Source organism: Gordonia sp. McavH-238-E (genome assembly GCF_022348225.1).
In the GTDB taxonomy this organism is placed as follows: Bacteria; Actinomycetota; Actinomycetes; order Mycobacteriales; family Mycobacteriaceae; genus Gordonia; species Gordonia terrae.
In genome coordinates this window covers 23,350-43,337 of sequence record NZ_JAKRFE010000019.1, presented here as the reverse complement: position 1 = coordinate 43,337, position 19,988 = coordinate 23,350, and the positions used below count along the sequence as shown (strand labels likewise).

Here is a 19,988-nt window from a genome sequence, read left to right as displayed (position 1 = left end):
GACAGTGATGCGCCCGTACCGGCCGCGTCTAGCGTCGTAGAACGCCTCTCTCGCAGGTCTGGAGATTCCGACACAGGTCGGCCACCTGCCATTGACTTCATACGGCGAACGAGCTCGCGCACCCGCGTGTTCGCCACCGGCACCGCCTTGCACGTCAGTCGTGCTGTTCGCGTGCCAAGCACAGGAAGACACCTGCACACCACATGACTGCTGTACTCGAAACCCCGACGACCACCCCTGCCGACGCCGCTGCGTCTGCTCCCGGTGTGTCGTTCGAATCCCTCGGTGTTCCAACCGAACTCGTCAAGGTCCTGGCCTCGCAGGGCAAGACCGACGCCTTCCCGATCCAGCAGGACACCCTGCCCGACACCCTCGACGGCAAAGACGTCCTGGGCCGCGGCAAGACCGGATCGGGCAAGACCCTCGCCTTCTCCATCCCGCTCGTCGCCGGCCTGGCCGAGATGCAGGTCAAGCGCTACGTGGGAGCACCCACCGGCCTGATCCTGGCGCCCACCCGCGAGCTGGCGACCCAGATCGCCGCGGTCGTCGAGCCGCTCGCCGCGTCCGTGGGACTCACCGTCACCACCGTCTTCGGCGGGGTCAAGCAGACCCGCCAGGAGCAGGCGTTCCGCCGCGGCGTCGACATCGTCGTCGCCTGCCCCGGTCGTCTCGAGGACCTGATGCGCCAAGGCATCGTCCGCCTCGACGAGGTCGAGATCACCGTGATCGACGAGGCCGACCACATGGCCGACCTCGGCTTCCTCCCCGTCGTGACCAAGATCCTGGCCGCGACCCCCGCCGACGGACAGCGGATGCTGTTCTCGGCGACGTTGGACAACGGCGTCGACAAGCTCGCCAAGCGCTTCCTCGACAACCCGGTGCTGCATTCGGTGGACTCGGCGGAGTCGCCGGTCGCCGCGATGACCCACCACGTCTTCGAGGTCTCCTCGGCGAACAAGCAGGATCTCGTCGCCGAACTCGCCTCCGGCACCGGGCGCCGCATCCTGTTCATGCGCACCAAGCATCAGGCCAAGAAGCTCGCCAAGAAGCTGACCGAGGCCGGGATCCCCGCCGTCGACCTGCACGGCAACCTCAGCCAGGCGCAGCGCGACCGCAACCTCGCCGCATTCGGTGAGGGAGACGTCCGCGTCCTCGTCGCCACCGACGTCGCCGCCCGCGGCGTGCACGTCGACGGCATCGAGCTCGTCGTTCACGTCGACCCGCCGGCCGAGCACAAGGCGTACCTGCACCGCTCGGGCCGCACCGCCCGGGCCGGGTCGGCCGGCGACGTGGTGACGGTGTGCCTGCACGAGCAGCGTCGTGAGGTCGCGCAGCTGCTGCGCAAGGCGAAGATCAACGTCACCCCCGTCTCCGTCGACGCCTCGTCGGCGGCCGTCGACGAGCTCGTCGGCGAGCGCGCGCCCCGCGTGTCCGCAGCCGCGCGCGCCGCAGCCGAGGCCGCGCGTGGCGGCGGTGCTCAGGGCGGCCGCGCTCAGGGCGGCCGCGCTCAGGGTGGCCGGTCACAGGGGAGTCGCCGCGGCGGTCGTGGCCGAGGCCAGGGCGGTAACGGCAGTGCTCGAGGCGAGAACCGGAGCGCCGGCACCGGCGGTGGCCGGAACGCCGCCGGCGGTGACGCGCGCGGCACCCGCGGCGAGGGCCGCGGACGTCCGGCCCGGAGTGACTCACGGTCCGGCGGTTCGCGCTCGGCCGAGGGTCGCACAGGCGGTCAGGCTCGAGGCGCGGGACACTCGCGGGCCGGCGATCAGCAGCGCGCGGGCAGCCGCGGGCAGGGTCGTCGGGTGAGCCGCCCCGCCGGTTCGCCGACCGGTCGCTGACGACGCGCCGGCCGCGCACGACAACCGAAGAACGATGCACGAGCCTCGAGGGGTGGCACTGCCGCCCTTCGAGGCTCGTCCCTTTTGCTCCGCGCACCGCATGACCAGTGGTCGTGCGGCCCTGTCGGATCAGGCAGGCAGGAATCGCTGGGCCAGCCGCGGTGCGAGCCACGGGCGGGCGCCCCAGGCGATCGCCTTGCCGGTGAGGCCGATCCATCCCGGCGACACCCGGCCGTAGCCGGCCAGCAGGGCGGTGGCCGGGTCGACGCTGATGTGTACGTCGGGGCGGCGGGGTTCCGGCGGGTCGATCACGAGCTCGCCGTCGGTGAACTCGTAGACATGGCGTTCGCCGCACCCGCGCAATCGGATGTCGTAGGTGCCGGAATGGCCGGCGGCGTTCACCGGATCGACCCAGCTCGGCAGGATGTGCTGGCGGGCGCGGATGATCATCGACACCACCTCGGGCTCGACCCACCAGCGGGCGCCGACGGCCCGGGCGATGTCGTGGGCGTGCACGACGAACTCACCGATCAGCAGACCCAGTGCGGCGTCCGCGCGGATGAGGCGGTCGCCGTCGAAGTGCATCTTGGGGACCTGGGCGTGGAAGTGCGACACCTCGTCGACGAGTTCGCGCAGGTCGTCGGCCAGCCGACGGCACAGCAGTCGCTCGTCTCGGGTGGGCAGGTTGGCGATCTGCTTGGCGTTGAAGTCGGGGACGTCGACCGCCGAACAACACCATTCGCCCTCGCCGCGGGCCAGCCCGAGAAAGCGCGACGGTGCCGACGCGACATGACCCAGGCAGTCGGTCAGCGTCCAGCCGGGGACGTCCGGGAGCCGGGTGTCGGGGTCGTCGACCCCGAGCACGAGATCGGTGAACCGATCCCCGGTCGTGAGCGCGGCGTCGATGTAGTCAAACCTCGAGAACATCCCCGTCGCGCGTGGTTCCTCCCCCCACATGGGGCACGACAGTACCCCGGCGCGTTGCGACGTGCGACACATTCAGTCCCAACACGCCGAACCTGGGGACAGATGTGCAACGTGCGCAACATTATTCACAAACGCGCACGGTGATTCTCAATCGTGTGACGCTGCTGGGGCGGCTTCGCCGAGACGGACGCACACGACGCCGAGCACGATGAGCAGGCCGCCGGCGAGTTGGATCGGTGCCGGCAGTTCGTCGAGAACCAGCCAGGCGAAGACCACCGCGAACAGGACCTCGGACAGCGCGACGAAAGACATCACGCGCGCGCCGAGGAGCCGCCCGCCCGCGATGCCGAAGCCGTAGGCCATGGCGGCCGAGACCACACCGAGCAGGACCAGCGGCACCCACCAGGCCACCTCGAGTGCACCGACCCGGACCGGAACGGTGGTCATGGTCATCGGCAGGAGTCCGGTCAGTCCGGCGCCGACGAGGGCCAGCGCACCGATGAGCAGGCCGCCGGCGGCGAGGCTCAACGGCGGCCAGCCCGTGCGGTCGTCGGCCGAGATCACGAAGTAGGCGGCGGCCCCGACCATCGCGGCCAGCGCCCACAGCACCCCGACCGCACTGATCGGCACGTCGCCCGTCAGGTCGAGCACGAGTGCCAGTCCGGCGATCGCGAGGGCCGCGCCGAGGACCGTGACCCGTCCCGGACGCTGACCGTGGCGGAGCCACATCCACACCAGCACCGCGACCGGCGCGGTGTACTCGATGAGCAGCGCGACCCCGACCTGCAGGTAGGTCACCGCGTAGAAGTAGGCGAGCTGACAGCCTGCCACGGCGAGCAGGCCGTAGCTGACGAGCACGGGCCAGGACCGGCGGCCGGGCCGGTCCGGGACGGGCCGTCGGCGATCGCGGAAGGCGAGCAGGCCGGGCACGGCCAGCACCAGTCCGCCGAGCGCGATGCGCACCGTGACCGTCGCGCCGGCCGACCACCCCGCCTCGATCATGGCCCGGGCGAGTACGCCGGAGATGCCGAAGCAGGCCGAGGAGATGAGGGCCAGCGTGATGCCGAGGGCAGGTCGGGGGAGGGCGGGAGTGCGGTCCGCGGAGCTCACGGATTCTTCGCGGCGACGATCGCCGTGCGAACGGCTTCGCGGCACTCCGGCCCGGCCGGCTCGCCGGTCCCGAGGTAGAAGCTGCCCGGGCGACCCTCGTCACCGGCGAACCCGGTCACCGAGAATCCGTCCGACTCGGGAACATACGGGGTCGACGACATCGACGCGACGGCCAGCGGACACGACAACGCCGCGACCCCGCGCTTGGCCCCGGACACGATGACGATCAGGTGGGTCGGGTGCAGCACGATCAGCGTCTGGTGCTCGGAGTCGGGGTCGACCGGGTTGCTGCGTCGTCCGAAGACCTTGCCGAGGAACGTCGTCGACGGCGGGTTGATGCTCCGGGTGGTCCACGCCGGCAGATCATCGGTGACCGTGAGCTGCTTCGACTCGGCGTGGTCGCGCAGCGTCGCGGCGACGTCGGCGGAAAGGTCGGACAGATCGGCACGCACGGTGGTGCGCTGATACGCGGGCCCCATGGCTGCTCAATCTAGTGCAGTGGCCCCGCCGTCGAGGCCGGCGACGGACTGCGCGACACCCAGACGTCGGCCGAGTAGCCGACGCCGACGCGGCACCGAGACCTCCGGCGCCCTCGCCTCGAGGTCGTCGAGCAACGACGCGACGGTCTGCGCGGAGTCGGTCTTGTTGGTGCCGATGAAGCCCGACGGCCCTCGCTTGATCCACCCCGTCACGTACATGCCCGACACGGGTTCGGTCCCGTCGAGAACGCGGCCGTCGAGGTGGGGGATGACCCCCGCGGCGTCGTCGAACGGCAGGCCGGGTACCGGCACGCCGCGGTAACCGACCGAGGTGAGGACCAACCCGGTCTCGAGAGTGGTGGTCTCGCCGGTGGGTTCGATGCCCACCGCGGACCCGGCGTCGTCGATGACGGGCCGGTTGCGGCCGACGACCAACGCGCTCGCCCGACCGTGGGGGCCTGCGGTCACCTCGGACGGAGAGCTGAAGAAGACCAGCCGGATTCGACGGCCCGTCGGCTCGGGGCGCGCGGCGCATTCGGCCAGGATCTCGAGTTTGCCGCGGACGGTGGCGTCGAGATCGGCCGGCGCGGGGAGCGCATCGAGATCGGCGGCATCGACGGTGACCGGGACACCCGAATCGACCAGTCCGATGAGTTCGGGCAGGGTGAACGCCGCGTGCGCGGGTCCGCGACGTCCCATCACGACGACTTCGCGCACCGACGAGGCCCGCAGGGTCGCCAGCGCACTGCGAGAGATGTCGGTGGCCGCGAGCGTGTCCGGGTCGGCGACGAGAATGCGCGCGACATCGAGGGCGACGTTGCCGTTGCCCACGACCACCACACGCTCGGTGTCCAGGTCGACGTCGAGGTCGGTGAAGTCGGGGTGGCCGTTGTACCAGCCCACGAAGGAGGTCGCACTGGACACACCCGGGAGGTCGAATCCGGGCAGTGCGAGTCGCCGGTCGGTGGGGGCGCCGCACGCCCAGATCACGCCCTGGTGCCGGGTGCGCAGGTCGGCCAAGGTGAGATCCCGCCCGACCTCGGTGTTCAGCAGGATCTCCAGACGCGGGTTGCGCGCGATGTCGTCGAACAGCTCCATCACCTTGCGGGTGTGCAGGTGATCGGGTGCGACGCCGAAGCGTGCCAGCCCGAACGGTCGGTCGAGGCGCTCGTACATGGTGACCGAGACCTGCGGCTGCCGCAGCAACTCGTCAGCGGCATACATCGCCGAGGGGCCCGAGCCCACGATGCCGATCGAGATCGAGCGCTCGACGGCCAGCTGCCGCGGCCGGTCGATGGGTGCGAGTGGCAGCCGACGGGCCGGATCGACGGGGAAGCGCGCGGCCCCGTCGGCCGGGTCGTGGTACTGCGTCGCGTTGACCTCGACGAACCGCTCCTGGCCCGCGGGTAGACGGTGACCCGGGACGATGGCGCCGACCGGGCACGCACTGACACACGCGCCGCAGTCGACACAGGTCGCGGGATCGATGTACAGCATCTCGGCGATGCCGAAATCGGGTTCTTCGGGCGTGGGGTGGATGCAGTTGACGGGGCATGCATAGACGCACGACGCGTCGCCGCAGCACGCCTGGGTGACGACGTGGGGCATGGTCTCGGGATCTACCTGCGTTCGGTGCGGCTCAGGCCGCGGTGTAGGTGGGCTCGCTGCGGAAACGCGAGGGCCGACCGCTGATGCCGAGTGCACGCCACAGCAGTCGCGACACCGGGTTCATCAGCCCGCTCTGCTCGCCGAGCATCCGAACGTCGCCGAAGACGTTGCGCAGGAAGCGCTTCGACTCCGCCGACCGCCAGAAGATGTCCTTCATGACCTCGTCGGGGACGTCGAAACGCTTGGCGAATCCACGCGGCGGCACCACGATCGCGCCGCACAGGATGCGCATGGTCAACGGGAGCATGAGGGACAGGATGAACCGCTGGAAACGGCCACGCTGCGGCACCTGCTCACGGATCAGGTGATGGGCGAACGAGATGTGGCGCGCCTCTTCCGCGACATGGAGCTGCATGACCGCCGCCATCGTGGGATGCAGGCTGGCGCGGGTGCGCAGGAAGTCCTTCTGGATGTGGTCGATCGGCTCCTCGCCGCCGAGGACCCCGAAGAAGAACAGGGTGGGGAAGACGGTCGAGACGAGCGGGACGAACGGAGAGATCAGCCGGTAGCCGATCTTGGCGCCCGGCACGTCCACCCCGGTGCGGTTGATGAACTCCTGGAACATCAGGGTGTGGTTGCACTCCTCCTTGGATTCGTGCGTGGTGTACCGGAATTCGCGCGCGCCGTTGGGGAGCTTGAAGCTGTACTGCATCAGGCCGCGGATGAGGATCGACTCGAACTGCAGCCCGACCTTGGCGACGTTGGCCTGGCGCCACATGCCGATCTCGATCTGTTTCTCCTGGGGGAGCTGCTGGTACCACGGGTGACGCCCGATGGGATCGACCTCGTAGGACAGGATCCAGCGGGGGTCGTTCTCGGTGATCGCCATGTGCGGCGCGTCCCAGTCGATGTCGACGTAGGGATCGAAGTTGCGGTGGACCGAGGCCGCGGACAGGTCGTCGAGCACCTGGCCGTAGTCGTGGTCGCCGCCGGACTTGTCGTGCTGCGGCACGTAGCGGGCGGGGGCCTCGTGCTCCCGATCGATCGGGGTCAGTGCTTTCGTCATCGTCGCATCCCTTCGGGTGGGCGGCTCGGTCGGTGAAACAGACCACAGCGGATGACTCGAACGTATTTCGACGCCGCCTTATTTGTCAACACTCGATGTCACGTTCGATACCGGCACAATGGGCTGGTGCACGTGTCGGCCGATGTCCGGCTTCGGGGGCTGACCTGGTGAGACAGGTGTAATTCGATCGGGTTATATAACCCGGTCGAGGCGATGGCAGCAGGTTAGAGTTACCACCGTCCGTGCCCGTGTCTGCTCACCTGGAGGAGCGATGTCCCGTCGTGTTCACGCGTCCCAGCGCTTCCGGGCCCCGACGCACTCCACCTGCGCCCGCCGGCACGAAGCGCCCGCGGTCGTGACCCGGGTCCGGAGCCGGTCGTGAATCAGCCGCCGCAGGGTCCGACGCGTGTCGTCCCCCCGCCGGGCGGGCCCCCGCCGGGTATGCCCCATCCGGGCGGTCCCCGCCCGGGTGCGCCGGGTCCCCATCGGCCCGGTCCACCGCCCCCGCCTGCTCCCGGTCCGATGCCGCGGCAGGCCCCGCGGTCGCCGAACCGGGGTGCGCCCGGTGCCGGTCCCGGCGGTGCCCTCGGTGATCTGACCCCGCAACTCATCGACACCGACATCTGGACCGACGCGATGGTCGAGGGAGCGGGCATCCCCGTCGTCGACGTCCCGTTCGTGACGGTCGGGTCGGGCATCGGCTCGTTCGTGACCGTCGACTACTTGCGGATCAGCGGGGTGCCGCTCGATCGGATCGCGGTGCTCGGCCCGCAGGATGTGCCGTGGCACAGCTACGAGTATCTGACGCGGGTGTCGCAGATCCCCCGCGGGGAGCGCCTGCGTTCCGACTCGGCGTCGACCCCGGACAACATCTGGGGTTTCCCGTCGTACGCGGTCCGGGAGGCGTGGGCGGACAAGAAGTTCAAGCCTCTGTGGAATGTGTTGGTGGAACCCGTCTTCGCGAACTTCTACACGCCGAAGGCCGGACAGGCATTCGCCTCGATGGAGAAGGAGTGCGAGCGCATCGGCTACCTGAAGTGCCTGCACCGCGGCCAGGTCCGGATGATCCGGCGCCGCGCCGGTGGCGGGTACTTCACGATTCTCACACCGCCGCAAGGATCTTCGCCCACCAAGCGGGTGGCGTTCCGCAGCCAATGGGTCCACGTCGCGATCGGTTACCCCGGGATCAAACTGCTGCCCGATCTGCAGGCGTTCCGGGAGACCTACCGCGACGCCAGCAAGGTCGTGAACGCCTACGAATCCCACGAACACATCTATCAGTCGTTGCAGCGCAAGCCCGGCACCGTGGTGATCCGCGGCGCCGGGATCGTCGCCTCCCGGGTTCTCCAGCGACTCATCGACGATCGCGACGCGTACGGACTCCAGACGCAGATCGTGCACCTGTTCCGCACCTACTACGACAAACCGCACGGGCCGCACATCTTCATGCGGCGCAAGGGCAAGGACGGCTGGGCCTATCAGGGGTTCAACTACCCGAAGTCGGTCTGGGGCGGACAGCTCAAGGCCCGGATGCGCAAGCTCGAGGGGCATGAGCGGGCCGAGGCGTACAAGCAGATGGGCGGCACCAACACGCCCGTCCGCGACGACTGGCAGGAGCAGCTGGCGCGTGGGCGGCGCGAGGGCTGGTACCGCGTCGCCGTCGGCAAGGCGGAGAGTCTGGTGCCCGCGGCGGGTGGTCAGGGTGTGGTGACCACGGTGCGGGTCGACCCGCACGCACCGATCCGGCAGGACCACCGGCCCGACGGGACCTTCGAGATCTACGCCGACTACGTGATCGACTGCACCGGACTCGAAGCCGACGTTCGCGAGCACCGCCTGCTGCGCGACCTGCTCGACCACACCGGTGCCGGCATCAACCCCGTCGGCCGCATGGATGTCGAACGTGACTTCGAGCTGAAGGGCACGCGGAGCGGGAACGGCAAGCTCTACGCCTCCGGCAGCGCCACACTCGGGGGCTATTTTCCCGGCGTCGACACGTTCCTCGGCCTGCAGATCGCCGCCCTGGAGATCGTCGACGACCTGGCGCGCCAGGGTTTCTGCAAGCGCCTGACGCCGTGGCGGTCGACCGCTCAGTGGTGGCGCTGGATGAACAACAAGGGAGTCGACTGACATGTTGCCCACCCTGTGGGGGCGAATCCAGACCCGCGTGCTCGTGCTCGGCATCCTCGGTGGTCTGTGGACCATCGTGCTGGTCCCGTTCCTCTGGCTGATCTCCTCGGGTGATCCGACGATCCTCGACGTCTACCGGGTCGCCTTCACCGTGCTCGTCACCGTCATCGTCCTCGGGGTGTTCTGGGAATTCCTGTACCACTTCCTGCAGCAGTTCCGGTGGGAGAAGGACTGGCCGACGCTGTTCGGGCTCCTCACCGCCATCAACGAGGGCATTCTCGTGTGGGTGGTGATCGACAACACGGGACTCATCCCGGAATCCCTCCGGCCATCTCCCTTCGTGTTCTCGGTCCAGTTCGTCACCACGTGGCTGCTCGTGTGGGTGGCGGTCAACGGCCCACTGCGAGCGGTCTTCCCCCACTGGCGATTCCAGGGAGGTCGTTTCCTGTGACCACTCCGGGCGACATCCCCAGCGTCACACCGACCGTGACGCTGATCCGCGGGGAGGGGGTCGTGATCCGCACGCCGGCGTTCCTGTGCCTGTTGAACGACACGGTGCCCGCGTCCTTCCTCACCGACCTCCTCGACATCGAATCGGCGGTCTCCGTACCGGATTCGGCACCCCGACGCGGACGGCACCTGGTGCGGGCGCTGGCGCAACTGGTGGCCACCGCAGCCGACCCGGTCGACATCGCCTTCGCCGCACCCGACAGTGCCGGCATCGCGATCTTCCTCTCGGGCCGGGTGTACGGCGAGACCGACGGCAAGCGTGTCGAGCCGGCCGCCGGCGACACCTACGACCGCGCCGTGCCGTGGCCGTACGAGGGTCTCGGGCTGTATCTCGCCGGCACCGAGCCGGCCGAGGTCGGCGAGGAGCGATTCGACCTGGTCGAGGGCACGGTGCCCGCCGCGGGTGCGTTGCTGCACACTCCACTCGGTCTGCGCGGCACCGAGTTCCACGCGGTGTCCGACAGAGCGGCGCGGCCGCGGCGCGACGGTGCGGCGCAGCCGCGGCCGGATCGGGTGGTCGAACCGTCCCGACCCGACCCGGATGCGGGGCCGCCGACCGAGGCGCTGGGAGGGCTCGACGAGCCGGATCCCGAGATGCCCAGAACTCCGGCACCCGAAGCGGAACCGGAGCCCGACCCGATGGGCACCACCGAACGGATGGCCCCCGGCGCCGGGAGCCTCGGATCGCCCGCACCGGACCCGCTGCCGTTCACCTCGACTCCGCTGGGCGGCCTGTTCGAGGCGGAACAGTTGTCGCCGAACGCGCCGCTTCCGTCCGAGCCCGCGCCGCGGGACGCCATGCCGCCGGGCGGACGCGCGCCCGTCGAACCCGGAGCCGCGTCGAATCCGTTCGCCGAGCCTCTCGAACCGCGCGCGCCCCTGCCCAAGGCAGAGCATCAGAAGCCCGCGACCGAGGTCGTCAAGATCGAGGCCTCCCGGGCCATGGTCCACGGGATACGTTGCTCGCGAGGCCATCTGAACCACCCGCAGTCGTGGCTGTGCGGAGTCTGCGGAATCCGGATGGATCAGTTGACGACCTTCCTCGTCGAGGGGGAGCGGCCGCCGCTGGGCTGGTTGCTGCTCGACAACGGATTCACCTTCCTGCTCGACGAGGACCTGGTCATCGGGCGAGAGCCGGGATCAGCCGGAGGCGGACCGGCGGGTTCGCCCAAACCGATTCGCGTACAGGACGAAACCGGTCAGCTGTCGCGGCGGCACGTCGAGATCCGGCTGGTGGAGTGGACGGTGCAACTGGTCGACCTCGGGTCCGCCAACGGCACCTTCGTCGCCGATCCCAGCAACGGCAACCGCGAGACCCGCCTGCTGCCGCATCGTGCCCATGTGCTGGTGCCCGGATCGCATGTACGAATCGGCGGTCGGCACTTCATCTTCGAGTCGCACCACGCCCGCATCTGAGGGAACCGAGGTCATGGAGAAACACACGATCGCCTTCCTGCTGCTCGACGTCGCGGTCGTCATCGCCGCCGCACGGGTGGGCGGGATGATCGCGCGGGCGTGCCGTCAGCCGGCCGTGGTCGGCGAGATCGCCGCCGGGATCGCGCTGGGCCCCAGCCTGCTCGGACTCCTGCCCGGCGATCCCGACCAGTGGCTGTTCCCCGACGACGTCCGGCCGCTGCTGGGCGCGCTGGCGCAGATCGGTCTCGTGCTGTTCATGTTCATCGTCGGCCTAGAACTGGACATGCGGCTGACCAAGGGGCGTGAACGCGCGGCGGCGAGCATCTCGGCCTTCTCGATCGCCCTGCCGTTCGCTCTCGGTGCCGGGCTCGGAGTGCTGCTCTACCCCTCGCACAACATGGTCGGGGGCATGGAGATCGAACGGCTCGGGATGGTGCTGTTCATGGGCGTCGCGATGTCGATCACCGCCTTCCCGGTACTGGCGCGAATCCTCACCGACCGCGGGATGATGCGGACCGTCCCCGGCGTGTTCAGCCTGGCCGCGGCCGCGATCGACGACATCCTGGCGTGGACGCTGCTGGCCTTCATCATCGCGATCATCCAGGGCGGCAGTCCGCTCGAGGTCGCCAAGATCGTCGGGCTCACGCTCGTGTACGCGGCCGTGATGTTCGGCGTGGTTCGTCCCCTGCTGGCCAAGCTGATCGCGTGGCGCGACACGGCCGGCCGGCTCACCCCGGACATCCTGGCGGTCATCCTGATCGGGCTGTTCCTCTCGGCGGCGGCGACCGACGTCATCGGCATCCACCAGATCTTCGGCGCCTTCGTGTTCGGCGCGGTGATGCCGAAGGTGGGGGCCGAGCAGCTGCACCGGGAGATCCTCGAGCGGCTCGAGCAGGCGAGCGTGCTGCTTCTGCTGCCGATGTTCTTCGTCGTGACCGGACTCAACGTCGACCTCACCGAGATCGGGTTCGCGGGGATGGGGCAGTTGCTCCTGGTCCTGCTCGTCGCGATCGCGGGCAAGTTCGTCGGTGCCTATGCCGGCGCGCGGGTGAGTGCGATACCCACCAGGCAGAGTGCGGCCATCGCGGTGTTGATGAACACGCGCGGACTGACCGAGCTGGTGATCCTCGCCGCCGGCCGGGAGCTCGGCGTGCTGAGCGACGAGCTGTTCGCCATGCTCGTCGTGATGGCGCTGGTGACCACGATCCTGACCGAGCCGTTGTTGCGCGTGGTGTACCCGGACCGGGTGGTGGCCAACGACATCGCGGCAGCCGAGCGGCGTGCGCTGGCCACCGCCACCGCACCCCGGGTCCTGGTGCTGATCCGCGATCCCGTCGGGACGGTCGCGGACCTGCGGGCGAGGCACCGGCGAATGCTGGATTGCGCCACCGGATTCGACGTCGTGCTGGCCGGTCTGCTCACTGCTCCGGATCGGTCCGCCCGTCCACTCGAGGTCGGTATCCCAGTGGTGCCGGACTTCGCGGCGATCGCCTCGGCCGTGGAGAAGCTCACCGAGCTGGGCTCGTCGCTGACCGGCGCGGGTTCGGTCTCTGTGCTGTGCCGGTTCAGCGCTGATCCGGCCGCCGACCTCGACGCGATGTCGGAGAACGCGCATGCCGACATCATCGTCGTGGACAGTGTGGACCGATCCCTGGGGGAGTCGCTGCGATCGGCCCCGGTCGCCGTGATCGACGAGGCCGCCGATGCGGCGGTGGCCCCGGGGCGCAGCACCGTCACCTGCTTCGCCGCCGACAGTCGCAGCGGCCGGACCGCTGCGCTGGTGGCCGCGGGTCTGGCGCTCTTCGGATCGCGCTCGCTGACCGTCGTCGCATCCGGGTCCCGGCGACGGTGGCTCGCAGATCTCAACGCTGTTGCGGAACAGGGAGTCTCGGTGTCGGTACAAGATCCGCGGCGGCATCGCGACGATGCGGTGTCGTTCGCCGTCGCCGCACCGGACGAGGGTGGCCCGGGCACACCGGTTCCGGTCACCGTCGTCGACAACACCGGGACAAGCGAGGAATCGCTGGGCGACCGCGTGGCGGCCCTCTATCCGCCGCCGGTGGCGCAACCCACGCCGTCGCGAGCGGCCCCCGACACATCCAGCCCCGACATCAGTTCATCATCGGAGAGGCACTGACATGGCGACAGTCGAGATCCCGCAGCAACTGGCGGATTTCACGGTGCTCGAGAAGCTCGGCATGGGCGGCAACGGGACGTTCTACCTCGCCGTGCCGCCGGCCCGATTGGGTCTGAGCACCGACCGCGTGGTGGTGAAGGTCTTCGGGGGAGTCTGCAGCGACGACGCCTACCGCCGAGGCGTGCGCGAACTGCGGGCATTCGCGGCCGTCGTGTCGCCCTACCTCGCGGGCCTCTACGACGCGGTGCTGCAGGGCCAGTTCATGTACGCGATGGAGTACTTCCCGCTCGGCTCGCTGGGCAGTCCGGCCCGCGAGTTCAGCCGAGACGAGAAGCTGGCCGCCATCGCCGACGCGGCGCGCGGGGTCGACGCACTGCACGAAGCCGGGATCGCGCACGCCAACATCACGCCGTCGAGCATCATGGTCACCGACACCGGTGGCAAGATCTCCGATCTCGGCCTGGCCCGGGTCCTCGCCGCCGACGAACCCATCACGAGCTTCGCCCAGCCCGGCGCGGTGCAGTACATGGATCCGGCACTGCTGGCGGGTGACGTGCCCTCGCGTGCGACCGACATCTGGTCGCTCGGAGCGTGTCTGCACCGTGCCCTCACCGGCGACGGGGTGTACGGGGAGGTCCCGGACGCCCAACCCCTGCTGGCGATCCGGGCGGCGCTGTCGACCCCGCCGGCGCTCTCGGAGAATCTGGACCGCGACGAACGCACCCTGATCGCCAACTGCCTGGCGCTTGCCGGTTCCCGTCCGTCGACCGCCGCGGAGGTCGCCGGCCGGATCGACGCGCTCCGCGGGCGCTGACCCACCACCTCGCACCGGCCGCCGGGCGGGCGACAGTCCGGGCGGTCAGCCCAGCGGCGCGGTTCGCCACCAGTCGTCCAGGATCTCGCGGCCGGTGTGCCCGGGCCACGTCGTCACCAGGGTGTACTCCGCGTGTGGTGAACCGCTGAAATTCGTGACGACCCAGCCGTCCTCCACACTGTCCCGGCTCGTCGAAGCCGGCCCGTCCCGCCAGCTGATCTCGTCCCCGGGAAAACCTTTCAGGTCGGCCGTGACAGCGGCACGTGCGGCCGGCGTCGGCGTGCGCCACACCACGAATCCGACGCTCGCGTCGTCAGTACACGAGATGCCGTCGACGCCGTCGCGGAAGACGGCCGCGCAGGCGGCATCGCGCCAGCCGGTCCCCTCGGGTGTGTCGGGGAGGAGTTGCGGGAAGGCCGCGGCGATCGGGGCGACGGTCGACGGCCACGGGGGCCGGGTGGTGCGCGCACCGAGGAGCATCAGCGATCCGACGACGACGGCGACGACCAGCGTCGCGACGAGAAATGGTGCGATCCATCGACGGCGTCGTGGCGACGCCGGCACCGGTGTCGTGGACGGCTGCCCCGTCGCCGCGACCGTCCGGTTCCGGTCGGTGCTGATCTCGGTTGGCCGGTCCGGATGACCTGCGGGCTGGAACACGCGTGGGACGTGGTCCGGGCGGGGCGCGTTCGCGACGATGACCTCGGTCGGAGGTTCGCCGCCGGTGTGCGTGAGATGTAGGGCGAGTTCGGCGGCGCGGACGAATTCCGCGCAGGTGCGGTATCGGTGATCGGGACCGGCGTCGAGTGCGCGCGCCAGCACGGCGTAGAAGGCCGGCGACACGGCTCCCGACACCCGATGCCGTGCGACCGAGTCTGTGCCGGTGAGCAATTCGACGAGTGTTCGACCCAGGGAAGCGACATCGTCTGCCGGATGCGGCATCTGGTCACCGTTCGCCGGTGCGGTGAGGCCGAACCCGGTGAGCGTGACGACCCCGGGGGTCGCCGCGGTGGAGGCGGCCAGGTCTGCGGACTCGGCGAGCAGGATGTCGGCGGGGGAGACGTTTCCGTGCACCAGTCCTCGGCGGTGTGCGGCGTCGAGCGCCTCGCCCACGATCGAGACGATGCGCACCGCGAGTTCGTTGTCGATGCCGTCGGGCCGGCGGCGGACGAGCAGGGCGGCGTCGGAAGCAGGCACGGGTGTGACCGCCACCCATGACCGCCCGCCGGCAGAACCATGACCGGCGACGCGTGCGATCGCGGGATGCCGCATCGTGGAAGCCTTTTCGAGCGCAACGGGGAGCCAGCCGCCGAACCCGGGGTCGGCCGAGGTCCCCCGGTCGACGACGGTGAGCAGAACCTGCTCGGCAGGCGAACCCGGTGTCGGGGGCTCCCCGGCGCCGCCGTGGCGGACGGTCGCGAGGTAGTCCGTACCGTGCGGGCGCCTGCGGAGCAGGCGGTCGATGCGATGAGGCCCGACGAGAGTGCCGGGCAGGAGTGGCTCGTCGTGAGCCGGACCGACGGACACGGCGCCCCCTCACCTCAGGTGAGTCCTGACTTTACCGGTCGGACCATGTCCGCCCGGGGTGATCAGTCGTCGGTCGTCGCCGTGCAGATCATTCGAAGAGGAGCGGGGCGGAGTTGAACAGCATCACGATGAAGAAGAACAGTAGGAACCACGCACCGCCCTGCCACACCTGCCAGCGGCCGTTGCGCTTCCAGACCAGGTACGTGCGATACAGCATCGCGCTCGCGCCCACGAGAACCACGACGGGGGAGGCCACGACGAGTACGGTCTGCAGCGAATCCGACGACGCGTGGGCGAGGAACAGCAGGCCGAGTCCGAGGGCGACGGTGATCCCGACGTGGATCAGGATCGCGCGAAAGTCGTTGGTGCCGTTCTGCGGAAGCGGTGACGTCATGGTGTCCACCAGGTTACACGCCGGGCGAATCGTGCAGAAAGCCACCGCGATCAGGACTTCGTACTCATTGCCGCGGCCACGACGCCGGGGCAGGATGGAGGGCGGGGCCGAACCGGGCCGCGCGGGGCGACCCGAACGGCCCGCGGCCGAACCCGAGGACCCCACCCGGGTTTGTCGAGATCAGAGGAGATGAGCCACAACATGAATGCGATACTCGTCGGCGTGGACGGGTCGGACGCGGCCACGGGAGCAGTGCGATGGGCCGCCCGGGCCGCCGCGGCCGAAGGTCTCGATCTCAAAGTGGTCGGTGTGTACGACGCCAGCACGAGTGACTACGCCCCCGGCCTCATCATCCCGCAGGACGTCGTCGACGCCATCCGCCAGGACGCGTCCGACGCCGTGCACGCGGCCGCCGACGCCGCGAAGGAAGTGGCGCCCGGGGTGACGGTCGCCACCTCGATCGTCGACGGCGACGCGACCCGGGTCCTGCTCGAGCTGGGCAAGGACGCGGCGATGATCGTCGTCGGCACGCGCCGTCTCGGCAGCGTGAAGGGACTGTTCCTGGGTTCGGTGAGCACCAGTGTCGCCGCCCACGCGCACGGCCGGGTCGCGGTGGTGGCCGCCGAGGGCAGTGACGCCGGCCCCGTCGTCGTGGGTGTCGACGGTTCGCCGGTCAGTGACGCCGCGGTCGCCGAGGCCTTCCGACAGGCGTCGCTGCGGAACGTTCCACTTCGGGCGGTGCACACATGGACCCCCCTCGACGCGGACGCGCTGCATGGTTACGGCATCGGGGCCGACGAGGTGGCGCGGATGACGCAGGACGCGGTGGAGGTGCTGGCCGAGCGGCTGGCCGGATACGCGCAGGACTACCCGGACGTGACGATCGAACGCTCCGTGCTGCCCGAGGACCCGGCGAAGGCCCTGCTCGACGCGGCGGGCGCCGACGCGTCGCTCCTCGTGGTCGGGAGTCGTGGGCGGGGTGGCTTCCGCGGGCTGCTGCTCGGTTCGACGAGCCAGAAGGTGATGCACCACGCCGAGTGTCCGGTGATGGTGGTCCGCGCCTGACCGGACGAACGCGGCGCGTCGTTCCCGATCGCGGACCGGGGCCGACGCACCGGCGGCGCTTACCATCGACGCATGACGCTGAAGAAGCTGGAGCTCTCGGTCGGGGAGCTCGCCCAGCGGGCCGGTATCGCCCCGTCGGCGGTCCGCTTCTACGAGGACCAGGGCCTCATCTTCAGTCGGCGAACCTCGGGTAACCAGCGCCGCTATCACCGGGCGATGCTGCGGCGCGTGGCCTTCATACGCGCGTCGCAGGTCGCCGGTATCCCGCTGTCGGTGATCGGTGAGGTGCTCGCCGAACTCGGCGACCATGAATCCCCGCCCAAGTCGATGTGGGAAGCGGCGTCGAAACGCTGGATGGACGACATCAATCACCGCATCGCGCTGCTCGAGAACATGCGGGACATGATCGGCTCGTGCGTGGGTTGCGGTTGCCTCTCGCTCGGGGAGTGTCACCTCCTCAACCCCGGCGACGAACTCAACAAACTCGGTCCGGGGCCGCGCCGACTCCTCACCGATCAGTAGCGAGCTCGACCACAGCGGGTTCGGCCACTTGCGATTCGGGGCGCACAACTGCCGGCGGTACTGTTGCCCCATGGCTCGACCGTCGCGCGTGGCGCTGGCTCTGGGAAGTGGAGGCGCCCGCGGTTACGCGCACATCGGGGTGATCGCCGAACTCGAGGCACGCGGATTCGAGATCGTCACCGTCGCCGGCTCGTCGATGGGTGCGCTCGTCGGCGGCCTCTACTGCGCGGGCAAACTCGACGACTACGTCGACTGGATCTCCGGCCTGTCGCAGCTCGACGTCGTCCGGTTGCTCGACGTCTCACTGACCAAGCCGGGTGTCATCGGCGCCGAGCGCATCCTTCTCCGCGTACGAGAGATCCTCGGCGACACCGTGATCGAAGATCTCCCCGTCCCGTTCACCGCCGTCGCCACCGACCTGAACGCCGGTCGTGCGGTCTGGTTCCAGCGCGGTGTCCTCGCCGACGCCCTGCGCGCGTCGATCGCGATCCCGGGGGTCATCAGCCCGCACGAGCACGGTGGCCGGCTGCTCGCCGACGGCGGCATCCTCGATCCGCTGCCGGTGGCGCCCACCTCGACGGTGTCGAGTGACGTGACCATCGGCGTCATCATCGGCTCCGACGGCGGTCCGGAGGCGGGCGCCATCCGCGAGCCGAAGGCCAAGGGACTGCTGCGCCGCAACGTGGCGCCGATCCTCGACAACGAGTTCATCCGCGCGGTCCGGGACCGGCTCGGCCACGAGGTGCCCCCGACCGAGCGCGGCGAGCCGTCGGCGACAGGCGGGGCGGCGACAGGCGGGGCGGCGACAGACGGGTCGACGACGGGTGGGGCAGCGACCGCCACCGGCGGTGCCGACATGGTCGACGCGGCGGCCGGGCCGGACTCCGTCCCCACCACCGAGCAGGCCGGGTTCGGCGTCGACGAGCCGGCTCGGATGGGACGCGTGGAAGTGCTCAGCCGGTCCCTCGACATCATGCAGGAGGCCCTGACCCGCTATCAGGTCGCCGGTTATCCGCCCGACGTCCTGATCAGGGTGCCTCGGCGGACGGTTCGCACGCTCGACTTCCACAAGGCCTCCGAGATGATCGAACTCGGCCGGGCCCTGACCGCGCGAGCCCTCGACGACCTGCCCGAGCTGCCATGAGGCAGATCCCCCGCGGCATCTGGGTCCTGCTGTCGGCGAACGTCGTCATCGCACTCGGATACGGCTTCATCGCGCCCGCGTTGCCGACCTTCGCCCGCACCTTCAACGTGTCGTTCACGGCCGCGACCGCGGTCGTGTCGGCGTTCGCCGTCATGCGGCTCATGTTCGCGCCCGCGACCGGCCGCCTGGTCACGGTCTTCGGCGAGCGGCGCATCTATCTGACCGGCCTGCTGATCGTCGCGGCGAGCACGCTGGCGTGCGCGTTCGCCCAGACCTACTGGCAGCTGCTCGTCTTCCGCGGCCTCGGCGGAATCGGCTCGACGATGTTCAGCATCTCCGCGATGGCGCTGCTGATCCGGATGGCGCCGAGCGACATTCGCGGGCGGGTGTCGGGCTTCTTCTCGGCCGGGTTCCTCATCGGCAGCATCACCGGGCCGCTCATCGGGGCGGCACTCGTCGGCTTCGGCCTCCGTGTCCCGTTCGTGGTGTACGCGGTTGCGCTGCTGGTCGCGTCGACGGTGGTGGCCACCCAGCTGCGGGAGGTCATTGCCCCCGATCAGGCCGACGGCCCGGCCGGCGCGCTGATCGGTTTCCGGACCGCCCTGCGCGACAGCGCCTATCGGGCGATCCTCGCCTCGAACTTCACCCAGGGCTGGGCGTCCATGGGCGTCCGGGTCGCGGTGGTGCCGTTGTTCATCACCGAGAGTCTCGGTGCCGGAGCGGGAATGGCCGGGATCGTGCTGGCGATCTACGCCGCGGGCAACGTGCTGGCGATCCTGGTCGCGGGCCGGTTGTCGGACCGGTTCGGGCGGCGGCCCATCATGCTGCCCGGTCTCGTCATCACCGTCGTCGCGACCATCGCGCTCGGCTTCTCGCCGAACGTCGGCGTCGCCCTGGCGTTGTCGGTGGTCGCCGGAGTGGGCTCGGGTCTCTTCGCACCCACCCATCAGGCGGCCCTCGCCGACGTCCTCGGCAACCGTCAGCAAGGCGGTTCGGCGTTGGCCGCCTACGGCATGTCGTCGGACCTCGGCGCCGTCACCGGACCCGTGATCGTGGGGTTCGTGGCCGATCGGGTCGGCTTCGGCCCGGCGTTCGTGCTGACCGGGGTGGTGGCGGCGGTTGCGCTGGTCCTGTGGATCTTCGCGCGGGAGACCGCGCCGGCGATCGTGGGCGACGGCCCCACGATGACGCCGACCGACACGAACCCCCGCGGTGCCGATGAGTGATGTGCGCGGGCGGACGACGAATTACGGTTGAGCGATGACCGGTGCAGGGCAGTCGGATCACCCGCCTCGGCGGACCGT

At 69.9% G+C, this 19,988-nt stretch carries 17 protein-coding genes; 10 read left to right on the top strand and 7 right to left on the bottom strand.

The window, feature by feature from the left end:
- Positions 1 to 203: 203 nt before the first annotated feature.
- Positions 204 to 1,835: a DEAD/DEAH box helicase gene (locus MHN80_RS22475; RefSeq protein ID WP_239403724.1), complete on the top strand. Its 1,632-nt coding sequence runs from the start codon at positions 204 to 206 to the stop codon at positions 1,833 to 1,835.
- Positions 1,836 to 1,964: 129 nt separating this feature from the next.
- Here the strand turns inward: MHN80_RS22475 and MHN80_RS22470 are convergent, their stop codons facing one another.
- From MHN80_RS22470 to MHN80_RS22450, 5 genes are all read right to left on the bottom strand, one after another.
- The gene (locus MHN80_RS22470; protein WP_239403723.1) at positions 1,965 to 2,792 is read right to left on the bottom strand and encodes a maleylpyruvate isomerase family mycothiol-dependent enzyme; all 828 of its coding nucleotides are present in this window, start codon (positions 2,790 to 2,792) and stop codon (positions 1,965 to 1,967) included.
- Between the two features lie 117 nt (positions 2,793 to 2,909).
- Positions 2,910 to 3,872 (bottom strand): DMT family transporter, encoded by a 963-nt coding sequence (locus MHN80_RS22465; protein WP_004020007.1) that lies wholly within the window; start codon positions 3,870 to 3,872, stop codon positions 2,910 to 2,912.
- The gene (locus tag MHN80_RS22460; RefSeq protein ID WP_239403722.1) at positions 3,869 to 4,351 is read right to left on the bottom strand and encodes a hypothetical protein; all 483 of its coding nucleotides are present in this window, start codon (positions 4,349 to 4,351) and stop codon (positions 3,869 to 3,871) included. The genes MHN80_RS22465 and MHN80_RS22460 overlap by 4 nt, the downstream gene beginning before the upstream one ends.
- Before the next feature lie 6 nt (positions 4,352 to 4,357).
- Positions 4,358 to 5,959 carry a 4Fe-4S binding protein gene (locus MHN80_RS22455; RefSeq protein ID WP_239403721.1) on the bottom strand — a complete coding sequence of 534 codons (1,602 nt, stop codon included), beginning with the start codon at positions 5,957 to 5,959 and terminating at the stop codon, positions 4,358 to 4,360.
- Positions 5,960 to 5,990: 31 nt separating this feature from the next.
- Positions 5,991 to 7,025, bottom strand: coding sequence for a diiron oxygenase (locus tag MHN80_RS22450; RefSeq protein ID WP_239403720.1), 1,035 nt, complete (start codon positions 7,023 to 7,025; stop codon positions 5,991 to 5,993).
- A 522-nt stretch (positions 7,026 to 7,547) separates the two neighbouring features.
- Here MHN80_RS22450 and MHN80_RS22445 point away from each other — a divergent pair.
- The 5 genes from MHN80_RS22445 to MHN80_RS22425 are packed head-to-tail and all read left to right on the top strand — an operon-like array spanning position 7,548 to position 14,032.
- On the top strand, positions 7,548 to 9,155 hold the full coding sequence (locus MHN80_RS22445; RefSeq protein WP_275448054.1) for a hypothetical protein: 1,608 nt from the start codon (positions 7,548 to 7,550) through the stop codon (positions 9,153 to 9,155).
- A gap of 1 nt (position 9,156) precedes the next feature.
- Complete coding sequence (locus tag MHN80_RS22440; RefSeq protein ID WP_004019996.1) at positions 9,157 to 9,606, top strand: hypothetical protein; 450 nt, start codon at positions 9,157 to 9,159, stop codon at positions 9,604 to 9,606.
- A complete protein-coding gene (locus tag MHN80_RS22435) occupies positions 9,603 to 11,081 on the top strand; it encodes an FHA domain-containing protein (RefSeq protein ID WP_239403719.1) in 1,479 nt (492 codons plus the stop codon). Before MHN80_RS22440 ends, MHN80_RS22435 begins: the two co-directional genes overlap by 4 nt.
- 13 nt (positions 11,082 to 11,094) lie before the next feature.
- Entirely contained in the window at positions 11,095 to 13,218 is a 2,124-nt protein-coding gene (locus MHN80_RS22430) for a cation:proton antiporter (RefSeq protein WP_239403718.1), read from the top strand.
- A 1-nt stretch (position 13,219) separates the two neighbouring features.
- Positions 13,220 to 14,032 carry a protein kinase gene (locus MHN80_RS22425; protein WP_239403717.1) on the top strand — a complete coding sequence of 271 codons (813 nt, stop codon included), beginning with the start codon at positions 13,220 to 13,222 and terminating at the stop codon, positions 14,030 to 14,032.
- 45 nt (positions 14,033 to 14,077) lie between these two features.
- Here the strand turns inward: MHN80_RS22425 and MHN80_RS22420 are convergent, their stop codons facing one another.
- Entirely contained in the window at positions 14,078 to 15,559 is a 1,482-nt protein-coding gene (locus MHN80_RS22420; protein ID WP_239403716.1) for a serine/threonine protein kinase, read from the bottom strand.
- A gap of 88 nt (positions 15,560 to 15,647) precedes the next feature.
- A complete protein-coding gene (locus MHN80_RS22415) occupies positions 15,648 to 15,953 on the bottom strand; it encodes a hypothetical protein (protein ID WP_033203819.1) in 306 nt (101 codons plus the stop codon).
- Positions 15,954 to 16,154: 201 nt separating this feature from the next.
- Between MHN80_RS22415 and MHN80_RS22410 the strand changes: the two genes are divergently transcribed.
- The 4 genes from MHN80_RS22410 to MHN80_RS22395 all read left to right on the top strand — a co-directional run bounded on the left by MHN80_RS22410 (position 16,155) and on the right by MHN80_RS22395 (position 19,910).
- Positions 16,155 to 17,018, top strand: a complete 864-nt coding sequence (locus tag MHN80_RS22410) for a universal stress protein (RefSeq protein WP_033203817.1) — start codon at positions 16,155 to 16,157, stop codon at positions 17,016 to 17,018.
- Positions 17,019 to 17,090: 72 nt separating this feature from the next.
- Positions 17,091 to 17,540 carry a redox-sensitive transcriptional activator SoxR gene (soxR, locus tag MHN80_RS22405; protein WP_004019988.1) on the top strand — a complete coding sequence of 150 codons (450 nt, stop codon included), beginning with the start codon at positions 17,091 to 17,093 and terminating at the stop codon, positions 17,538 to 17,540.
- Positions 17,541 to 17,610: 70 nt separating this feature from the next.
- A complete protein-coding gene (locus MHN80_RS22400; protein WP_239403715.1) occupies positions 17,611 to 18,684 on the top strand; it encodes a patatin-like phospholipase family protein in 1,074 nt (357 codons plus the stop codon).
- Positions 18,681 to 19,910, top strand: a complete 1,230-nt coding sequence (locus MHN80_RS22395) for an MFS transporter (protein ID WP_004019986.1) — start codon at positions 18,681 to 18,683, stop codon at positions 19,908 to 19,910. The genes MHN80_RS22400 and MHN80_RS22395 overlap by 4 nt, the downstream gene beginning before the upstream one ends.
- Positions 19,911 to 19,988 lie beyond the last annotated feature (78 nt).

Coding starts and splice junctions, on each gene's coding strand:
- MHN80_RS22475 (WP_239403724.1), top strand. CDS start 204: ATGACTGCTGTACTCGAAACCCCGACGACCACCCCTGCCGACGCCGCT.
- MHN80_RS22445 (WP_275448054.1), top strand. CDS start 7,548: ATGCCGCGGCAGGCCCCGCGGTCGCCGAACCGGGGTGCGCCCGGTGCC.
- MHN80_RS22450 (WP_239403720.1), bottom strand. CDS start 7,025: ATGACGAAAGCACTGACCCCGATCGATCGGGAGCACGAGGCCCCCGCC.
- soxR (WP_004019988.1), top strand. CDS start 17,091: ATGACGCTGAAGAAGCTGGAGCTCTCGGTCGGGGAGCTCGCCCAGCGG.
- MHN80_RS22470 (WP_239403723.1), bottom strand. CDS start 2,792: ATGTGGGGGGAGGAACCACGCGCGACGGGGATGTTCTCGAGGTTTGAC.
- MHN80_RS22440 (WP_004019996.1), top strand. CDS start 9,157: ATGTTGCCCACCCTGTGGGGGCGAATCCAGACCCGCGTGCTCGTGCTC.
- MHN80_RS22400 (WP_239403715.1), top strand. CDS start 17,611: ATGGCTCGACCGTCGCGCGTGGCGCTGGCTCTGGGAAGTGGAGGCGCC.
- MHN80_RS22395 (WP_004019986.1), top strand. CDS start 18,681: ATGAGGCAGATCCCCCGCGGCATCTGGGTCCTGCTGTCGGCGAACGTC.
- MHN80_RS22425 (WP_239403717.1), top strand. CDS start 13,220: ATGGCGACAGTCGAGATCCCGCAGCAACTGGCGGATTTCACGGTGCTC.
- MHN80_RS22410 (WP_033203817.1), top strand. CDS start 16,155: ATGAATGCGATACTCGTCGGCGTGGACGGGTCGGACGCGGCCACGGGA.
- MHN80_RS22460 (WP_239403722.1), bottom strand. CDS start 4,351: ATGGGGCCCGCGTATCAGCGCACCACCGTGCGTGCCGATCTGTCCGAC.
- MHN80_RS22415 (WP_033203819.1), bottom strand. CDS start 15,953: ATGACGTCACCGCTTCCGCAGAACGGCACCAACGACTTTCGCGCGATC.
- MHN80_RS22430 (WP_239403718.1), top strand. CDS start 11,095: ATGGAGAAACACACGATCGCCTTCCTGCTGCTCGACGTCGCGGTCGTC.
- MHN80_RS22455 (WP_239403721.1), bottom strand. CDS start 5,959: ATGCCCCACGTCGTCACCCAGGCGTGCTGCGGCGACGCGTCGTGCGTC.